Origin of the sequence: Sphingomonas sanguinis NBRC 13937 (assembly GCF_001591005.1) — a bacterium.
GTDB lineage: Bacteria > Pseudomonadota > Alphaproteobacteria > Sphingomonadales > Sphingomonadaceae > Sphingomonas > Sphingomonas sanguinis.
Genome location: NZ_BCTY01000029.1, coordinates 40,462 through 47,982 on the forward strand (window position 1 = coordinate 40,462; position 7,521 = coordinate 47,982).

Consider the following 7,521-nt stretch of genomic DNA (forward strand, 5'->3'; position numbering starts at 1 on the left):
CCTGTCAGGAGATGATCGCGCGATCGAGGATCGCGGTCGTTGCGGCGAATTCGTAGAGGATGGCACCGGCGGTCGGGATGTCGAACGTCTCGACCCCGAGCGCATCGATGCCGTCGAGCGCCATGGCGAGTGCGCGCAGGCTGTTGCCGTGCGCCACGACCAGCGTGGCGCCGCCTTGCATAATGGCAGGCAGCATGACGTGGATGTGGTAGGCGAGCACGCGCGCTGCCGTATCGCGCAGGCTCTCCCCGTCGGGCGGTGCATCGGCATAGGAGCGGCGCCAGCGCAGCACCTGTTCGACGCCGTACCGATCTGCGGCTTCCGCCTTGTTCAGCCCTGTCAGCGCGCCGTAATCGCGTTCGTTGAGAGCCAGGTTTGCGATGACGGGAACGTCCTGACTGCCGGTCACGGCCGTGACGATGGCAGTGGTGTCGGCGCACCTGCGTAGCGTCGACCGGAAGATGCGGGCGGGCCGAATGCCGCGGTCCAGCAACTGACGGGCAACGGCGTCGGCCTGTCCGCGCCCGTTTGCCGTCAATGCGGGATCGGCCGATCCGGTAAAGCGATTGGCGGCGTTGGCTTCGCTTTCTCCATGTCGAAGCAGGATCAGGCGCGCATGGGCAGCTCCGTTCATCGTTCAAGGGCCATCAGCAACGGGATTTCGGCTGCGGCGAGCAGATGCCGCGTGGTGCCGCCCATGAACCATTCGACGAGCTGGTTGTGCCGGTAGGCGCCGGTCACCAGTAGATCGGCTCCGACAGCCTTGGCTTCCGCGACGAGCTGCGCACCCAGATTGTCACCCTGTCGGGGGACGACATGAAGTTCGTGCGTCACGCACAGTTCGTCGAGCAGCGCCTCGAGCTTCAGCGCCGGATCGCCATCCTCGCCGATGCGGATCGCGGTGACCCGGCTTGCCACCCGCAACCATGGTGCCGCCTCCCTGATCGCATGGCGGGCCGTATCGCTGTCGCTGAGACCGACAGCCATATGGCTGAATGCGGTGACGGCACCGGGCTGCCAGTGCGGTGGTACGATCAGGACCGGTTTGTCGGTGGAAAAGAGGGCTGCGTGAATGGCATCGCCACTGTCCATGCTCTGTTCGCGCGCGACCACGATCAGCGCATCGACGTTCGCGGCCTCGCTCGTAACGACGGCTTCTTCCGTGCCGACGACCGACCGCCAGAATACCCGTGGCGTGTCCTCGCCTGCCCCGGCGTTCCACGCGACGAAGGCGGCATGGGCCGCATCGGCACGCTCCTGCGCGGTCCCTTCATCACGTTCGCGCATGCGCTGGAACTGGATTTCCTCATCGCTGGAGGCGTGAATCCTATCGGGATCGACGACGACGTTGAGTGCTTCGATCGAAGCGTCGCCCAATGCTTTTGCGGCAAGAACCGCCGCATCCAGACAGGCAGGCGCGCTGTCCGCGCCCACGATGACAGCAAGCAGCTTCATGACATGATCTCCTGTGGCGAGGGATGAACGACTTTTGGATCAGCTATGCGCCCGGCCCGCGTCCGTGTGCCCAGCAGATAGTTGCGGAGCCACGGGTCCTGGCTGTGCTCCAGCTCACGGACGGGGGCGACGGCAAGGATCGTGCGATCCGACAGAACCGCGACACGGTCGCAGATGGTGTAGAGGGTATCGAGGTCGTGGGTCACGACCACCACGCTCAGGCCTAGTTCGCTTGCCAGACCACCGATCAGGGCATCGATCTGTGCTGCCATGATCGGATCGAGACCGGCAGTCGGTTCGTCGAGGAGGATGAGATCCGGGTCGCGCACGATCGCCCGCGCCACCCCCACACGCTTTTGCAACCCGCCGGAAAGCTCGGACGGGAACTTCCACAGCGCATCCTCGGGAAGTCCCGATGCGAGCGCCTTCATTCTTGCGACCGACAGGATCAGCTCTTCCGGCAAACCGTGATGTTCGCGCAGCGGCATCGCGATGTTGTCCAGAACGCTGAAATCGGAAAACAGTGCGTTGGCTTGAAAGAGCACGCCCCAGCGCTGTTTGATCGCGGCCAGCGTCCGGTCGTCAGCCTGGTACAGATCGTCTCCGAACAGCCTGACGGTGCCCGCTTTCGGTGGCAGCAGGCCGATAATGCATCGAAGCAGAACCGATTTTCCCGATCCCGACGCGCCGACCAAGCCAAGAACCTCGCCACGCTTCATGACGAGGTCCACACCGTCGTGGATGATCCGGCCGCTCAGTTCGGTCACAACGCCCTCAAGAATGAGCGGAGAGGCATCGTCATGCGTGTTCGTCATGACCGGCCCACCCACCAACCGAACAGGCCGGTGACCGTCAGGAGGACGACCGTCGCCACCGCCCCGCTTCGCAGGGCCTCACGGGCTGCCCGCCCCTTGGGAAGCCGGTGCTGGCTATATTCGGCGTAAGTGATGATGCCGGCGCTGATCCCGCCCAGCGGTGCGAAGATGCCCCCTATCGCCCATGCGAGGAGGGCAGTCCGGTTCATGCCAGATTCCATCCGCGAATGACCCGCTCGGCATCATTGTGCTCGTAACCGAGAATGCTGATGCTGGCGGTGTCGAGGATGAAGAGCGCACCGGCCGCGGCGGGAAGCCCCAGCCAGCGCGCAGCCAGCACCCGCAGGATATGGGCGCTGGAAAAGATCAGGATGTCGGACGTGGAGGCCCGCAGGCGTTCGACGACGCGATCCGCCCGCGCCGTGATGTCGTCAGGTGTTTCACCTTGCGGGCAGCCATCGCGAAACAGCATCCAATCCGGGCGATCGGCCAGAATCTCTTTCGTGGTTCGACCTTCGTAGGCACCATAATCCCACTCCGCGAGGTCATCGACGATTGCGATCTTCCGGGAGAAGCCTGCCAGTTCGCCGGTTCGACGCGCGCGCTGCGACGGGCTGGACCATATTTGCGAAAAGGGACGTGTCGGCAGGCGCTCGCTCAGGCGTTGGGCAGCTTCCTCCCCGCCCTTCGTCAAGGGAATGTCGCTTCGACCCGTATGCTGACGTGTCAGGCTCCAGGCCGTCTCACCATGACGGACAAGCCAGAATTGCGGCAGCCCCGTCATCGACGCGCTCCCCGGCCAGCGGCTTCAGGTGCTGCCACATCAGCCAGGCCGAGAGTGCGGCCCGCAAAACCCCCGGCGTCGAGATAACGAATGCCTGCCGCCTCCTGATAGCGCAGCAGGGTGACGAGACCATTCCCGGCGGCAGCGGATCGCTGCTCGCCCCGGACATAGGGGGTCATCCGCCCCCCGGGCATCGCTTCGCTCAATACCCGGCCGGTCAGCGCACCATGCGGCGTCGGGGAGAGGCGTAGCAAGGCCATCATCGTGTGTCCGATATCCGCGTTGCTGACCGGTGCCGGATCGACGAAACGCCGTTTGAAATCGGGGCCGATCGCCGCTGTGAAGTTGAGGGTGTCGCCGCGGCCGAAGCTGCCGTGCATGCCCTGGCCTTGCTGCAGCGTCGTATCCGCCACCTCCACCTGACAGTTCGTCGGTATTGCGCAGCCGGTCGTTGCCGAGCGGAAGATGACGACGATCGACGGTACGGGGGGCAGCGCTGCCCCTTTGAGGTTGATCGACGATAATGGCAGCGTGCCGGCGATCGAGCCGAGCCGATCATCGACGAAGATTCCGCTGATATAATCCTGGTCAAGCAGCGCGGTGACGATACGGCGCGCGAGCGTCGGATCGCGTCCAGGCAGGTACAACAGGTCCGACCCGCCATTGGCGGCAACCACGATGTCGGGATGAGAGGGATCGGCCCCCAGCAGTGCGTTGCCGCGACTGGGATGAGCACCCGTTGTCACCGGCGCGTTGCCGGCCTCGGGATCGAATGCCGGCATATTCAGCGCCGACGCCAGATCAAGCGCGAGAAAGCCGGGCGGGAGGAAGCCTTCAGGAACATCGGCATACCGCGTCCGTGCTGCACGGCTCGTGTCGCTTTGCTTCGAGATCGTGGAAAAGCCGTGGTCCGACGTGACGATGATATCGGTCGTCCGATCTAGGCCAAGCCGCTTGAGCGCCGTTCGCAGCTTTGCGAGATCTCCATCCGCGTTGCGGATCGCAGCAAAGGTCGTCGGACCATTAATTCCGGGCGTCAGGCGGTTGAGACTGTCGCCCTGATTGTGCTGGGTCCCATCGGGATCGCGTGACCAGAAGACCATCGCGAAAGGCCGGTGACGTGCCTTGAATGACGGCAGCGCCACGCGGGTGGCGACATCGATGAAATAGTCCTGCTGCGCACGATTGGCCTCGCGCGTGCCGGGTGTGCGAGCGTCCCCCGAACGGCCGTTGGCACCCCTGTCCGGTGCGACGAGCGGCAGCCCCGCCCTGGTCATTCCTGTGACAGTGTCGGGCGAAAGCGCGATGCCGCCCGGCCGTCCGGTGGAGTCGTCGACGATGATCGTCGTCATACCGTCGCGAGCGAGGTGATCCTGGATAAGCGCTGGGCCGAGCTTGCCGATCGCAGCGGTGCCGTATCCCGCTTTGCGTGCGGCTTCGAGAACAGTCGTTTCGTTGAGGTAATTGCCGCCGAAGTGCGTATCGACCTCGCCGAGCACGGCATCGTTTTCGAGGAACGGGGTGACGCTGCCCGCCGCGCTTGCGATCGGGGCGGCCGTCCAGATCGTGTTGCTGAAATCGCCGGTATCGCCAAGCTGATGGCCGGTCGCGAGACTGGAGGCATTGGCGGTCGTGAACGTCGGGAATACCGAATGGCTGTTGGGAAAGTAGGTCCCGGCATCCCGTAGCCGGACCAGTTCAGGCGCGGTTTGAGGGGTGACGATCTTGCCTCTCAACCCGTCGATGACGACCAGAATGACGTTGTGCGGAGTGCGGGCGCGCTTTGCGGTGCGAGCTTCGAGTGCCGGTGTAGCGGCAATGGCGACGGCAGCGGCGACGATCGGGAGATAGCGCATCGTTGGTTTCCGTTCGAAAGGCATCAGGCAAGCGCGACGAGCACGGCGCCGGCACCGATCAAACCGATGCCGAACCAGCCCCGCAGGGAGAGGTGTTCACCAAGAAGCGTCACGCCGATGACGGCGACAAAAACGACGCTCAGCTTGTCGATGGGAGCGACCCGCGCTGCGTCGCCGATCTTCAGGGCGCGGAAATAGCAGAGCCATGACGCGCCGGTCGCCAGGCCGGACAGCCCGAGAAACAGCCAGGTACGTGGCGCGATGGTCCCGAGGGGCTGAAATTTGCCGGTAAGCGCGAGCAGGGCGGTCAGCACCACGACAATCACGAGCGTGCGGAAAAGGGTCGCCAGGTCGGAGTTGATTCCTTCGACCCCGATCTTGGCGAAGATCGCGGTCAGCGCGGCAAATCCGGCGGAACCCAGCGCCCAGACGAGCCACGAGGAGGAGCTGACGCTTCCCACTCTCACGCCTGCCCCGTTTCATCGGCCAGCTCGGCGGGCACCGCATCTTCATGCCGGACGCCGCCCGGACCGATGCTCCAATGCTCCAGATGCTTGTAGACGATCACTTTGCCCGCGAGCAGATCGCCATGCCCCTCGCAGAAGCGTTCGAGTTCGCCGCGCTGGCCGATCAGCTCGACACACATGGTCAGGTGCGGATCGGAAATCTCGGAGCCATTTTCCCGAATCGGGCCATGATTGCTGTAGCCGTAATGGGTGTGATGGGCGACGGCGTTCATAATGCCGTCGCGCTTCGCCTGCGCGACCAGCTCGCGGTACAGCGGTTTGCGCGACCAGAAGCTACGCGCGCCCGCAGCCTTGTCGGACGGCTTCATGTAGATGCGGATCATCCCGATCTCGCTGGGCGTGACCTTGTGGGGCATCAGTTATGCTCCTTGACGGTGTTGGAAGGACGCCGGCTACGGCGGGATGCGCGGGCGTCGCGCAGCGTTAAGGTGCCGGTATGAGCGCGGGCGGGACGCTTGGGCACGGCGATCCGCTGCGACAGGTAAATGCCGTTATGGCCCGAGCAGATGTAGGCGACGAAACAGGCCACCGCGATCGGCACGGCATGGGTGGCGCCGAACAGCTCGATCCCCATGATCGTACAGGCCAGCGGCGTGTTGGCCGCCCCGGCGAACACGGCGACGAAACCGAGCGCTGCGAACAGGTCGAGCGGTGCACCGAGCAGCCACCCCAGCGCGTTGCCGAGCGCGGCACCGATGAAGAACAGCGGCGTCACCTCGCCGCCCTTGAAGCCTGCGCTCAGCGTCACGACGGTGAACAGCATCTTGAGCGCCCAACTCCACCGATCGACCGGGCCGCTGAAGAAGCCCGCGATCGTAGGATCACCGGGGATGGCGGACCATACGCCCAGACCCAGATAGGCGCGGGTGCCGACGATCCAGACGAGCGCGATGACCAGGACGCCGCCCAGAGCGGCACGGGCCGGTCCGTAAGGTATGCGGCGCTTGAGGAAGCCGCCGAATGCGTGGTTCGCTTCGGCGAAGACGAGGCCGGCGAACCCGAAGGCGACGCCCGCGATCGTCGCCTTGAGGAGCATCAGCGGCTCGACCAGCAGCGCGCCCGTGGCGGGGGCGGCATAGGCGATGTGATAAGGCGTGTGGTGGATGCCCCAGGCATGACACGTCCAGTCCCCGACCAGCGCGGCGAGCAAGCACGGAATGATCCCGCCATATTCGACGCGGCCAAGCGCCAGCACTTCAAGAGCAAACACCGCGCCTGCCAAGGGCGTGCCGAACACCGCGCCGAAGCCCGCCGCGACGCCGGCCATCAGCAGGATGCGAATACCGGATGCATCGAGACGGAACAGGCCGGCGATGGCACTGGCGAGACTGCCGCCGAGCTGCACGGCGGTTCCCTCGCGTCCCGCCGAGCCGCCGAACAGATGCGTCGCGATCGTGCCAAGGAACACCAGCGGTGCCATGCGGAGCGGTACGCCACCCCCGGGCTCATGGATCTGCTCGACAATCAGATTGTTGCCGGCTTCGACCGAGCGCCCGGTGTGATGATAGAGAAACGCGACGGCTGCCCCGCCCACGGGCAGGAGATACAGCAGCCACGGATGATCGAAGCGGGCCTGTGTAGCGGCATCGAGGCTCCATAGGAAAGCCGCGCACAACGTCCCGACCAGCGCCGCCATCGGCAGCAGGATCAGCGTCCAGCGAACCACCGACATGGCATGGTCGTGCCGGTCGCAAAAGAACGCCGCCACGTTGAACTCATGGTACAGATTGCGAAACGTCGCGCGCACGATTCCTCCTTTGCTGCCTTGCGGCGCCAAGTAGGAATCATCGGCCCTTGCTAGGGCGGTTCGGTCAGACGACCCGGCGGAAATCCATCGCCTTGAAGAGATATATGTCGCTGCAATGCAGCAACGTCAATTCCCGAAATACCATCCTTGCGGGGAAGCCTTGGCCATGTCGTTGGTCGTTTCCCAACCGGGAACGCCGATCAAGCTCTGGCTCGCTCAGTTTGGCGCGTGATCGTCCAATGCTCCAGTTAGTTGTAGACGATCACCTTGTCGCCGAGCAGATCGCCATGACGGCGACAGAAAAGGTCGAGCTGATCGCGATCACCGACCAGTTCAA

9 protein-coding genes and 1 riboswitch are annotated in these 7,521 nt (G+C 64.5%); all 9 genes read right to left on the minus strand.

Annotation, left to right across the window (positions count from 1 at the left end; genetic code table 11):
- Positions 1-4: 4 nt before the first annotated feature.
- The 9 genes from SSA01S_RS12485 to SSA01S_RS12525 are packed head-to-tail and all read right to left on the minus strand — an operon-like array spanning position 5 to position 7,184.
- Positions 5-634 carry a 2,3-bisphosphoglycerate-dependent phosphoglycerate mutase gene (locus tag SSA01S_RS12485; protein WP_043060747.1) on the minus strand — a complete coding sequence of 210 codons (630 nt, stop codon included), beginning with the start codon at positions 632-634 and terminating at the stop codon, positions 5-7.
- Positions 631-1,455 carry a universal stress protein gene (locus SSA01S_RS12490; protein WP_244885680.1) on the minus strand — a complete coding sequence of 275 codons (825 nt, stop codon included), beginning with the start codon at positions 1,453-1,455 and terminating at the stop codon, positions 631-633. Before SSA01S_RS12490 ends, SSA01S_RS12485 begins: the two co-directional genes overlap by 4 nt.
- A complete protein-coding gene (locus SSA01S_RS12495) occupies positions 1,452-2,270 on the minus strand; it encodes an ABC transporter ATP-binding protein (RefSeq protein ID WP_043060746.1) in 819 nt (272 codons plus the stop codon). The genes SSA01S_RS12490 and SSA01S_RS12495 overlap by 4 nt, the downstream gene beginning before the upstream one ends.
- On the minus strand, positions 2,267-2,479 hold the full coding sequence (locus SSA01S_RS12500; protein WP_043060745.1) for a hypothetical protein: 213 nt from the start codon (positions 2,477-2,479) through the stop codon (positions 2,267-2,269). The genes SSA01S_RS12495 and SSA01S_RS12500 overlap by 4 nt, the downstream gene beginning before the upstream one ends.
- Complete coding sequence (locus SSA01S_RS12505) at positions 2,476-3,054, minus strand: histidine phosphatase family protein (RefSeq protein ID WP_061780586.1); 579 nt, start codon at positions 3,052-3,054, stop codon at positions 2,476-2,478. Before SSA01S_RS12505 ends, SSA01S_RS12500 begins: the two co-directional genes overlap by 4 nt.
- On the minus strand, positions 3,051-4,910 hold the full coding sequence (locus SSA01S_RS12510) for an alkaline phosphatase family protein (RefSeq protein WP_061780587.1): 1,860 nt from the start codon (positions 4,908-4,910) through the stop codon (positions 3,051-3,053). Before SSA01S_RS12510 ends, SSA01S_RS12505 begins: the two co-directional genes overlap by 4 nt.
- Positions 4,911-4,933: 23 nt before the next feature.
- Entirely contained in the window at positions 4,934-5,371 is a 438-nt protein-coding gene (locus SSA01S_RS12515) for an EamA family transporter (RefSeq protein WP_043060744.1), read from the minus strand.
- A gap of 2 nt (positions 5,372-5,373) precedes the next feature.
- On the minus strand, positions 5,374-5,793 hold the full coding sequence (locus SSA01S_RS12520) for a DUF190 domain-containing protein (RefSeq protein WP_043060743.1): 420 nt from the start codon (positions 5,791-5,793) through the stop codon (positions 5,374-5,376).
- Positions 5,793-7,184, minus strand: a complete 1,392-nt coding sequence (locus SSA01S_RS12525) for a voltage-gated chloride channel family protein (protein ID WP_043060742.1) — start codon at positions 7,182-7,184, stop codon at positions 5,793-5,795. The genes SSA01S_RS12520 and SSA01S_RS12525 overlap by 1 nt, the downstream gene beginning before the upstream one ends.
- Positions 7,185-7,208: 24 nt before the next feature.
- Positions 7,209-7,285, minus strand: a riboswitch (Fluoride riboswitch).
- Positions 7,286-7,521 lie beyond the last annotated feature (236 nt).

What these genes read in the sequence shown, in the direction of transcription:
- SSA01S_RS12490 (WP_244885680.1), bottom strand. Translation starts at nt 1,455, where the DNA reads ATGAAGCTGCTTGCTGTCATCGTGGGCGCGGACAGCGCGCCTGCCTGT.
- SSA01S_RS12495 (WP_043060746.1), bottom strand. Translation starts at nt 2,270, where the DNA reads ATGACGAACACGCATGACGATGCCTCTCCGCTCATTCTTGAGGGCGTT.
- SSA01S_RS12520 (WP_043060743.1), bottom strand. Translation starts at nt 5,793, where the DNA reads ATGCCCCACAAGGTCACGCCCAGCGAGATCGGGATGATCCGCATCTAC.
- SSA01S_RS12485 (WP_043060747.1), bottom strand. Translation starts at nt 634, where the DNA reads ATGAACGGAGCTGCCCATGCGCGCCTGATCCTGCTTCGACATGGAGAA.
- SSA01S_RS12505 (WP_061780586.1), bottom strand. Translation starts at nt 3,054, where the DNA reads ATGACGGGGCTGCCGCAATTCTGGCTTGTCCGTCATGGTGAGACGGCC.
- SSA01S_RS12500 (WP_043060745.1), bottom strand. Translation starts at nt 2,479, where the DNA reads ATGAACCGGACTGCCCTCCTCGCATGGGCGATAGGGGGCATCTTCGCA.
- SSA01S_RS12510 (WP_061780587.1), bottom strand. Translation starts at nt 4,910, where the DNA reads ATGCGCTATCTCCCGATCGTCGCCGCTGCCGTCGCCATTGCCGCTACA.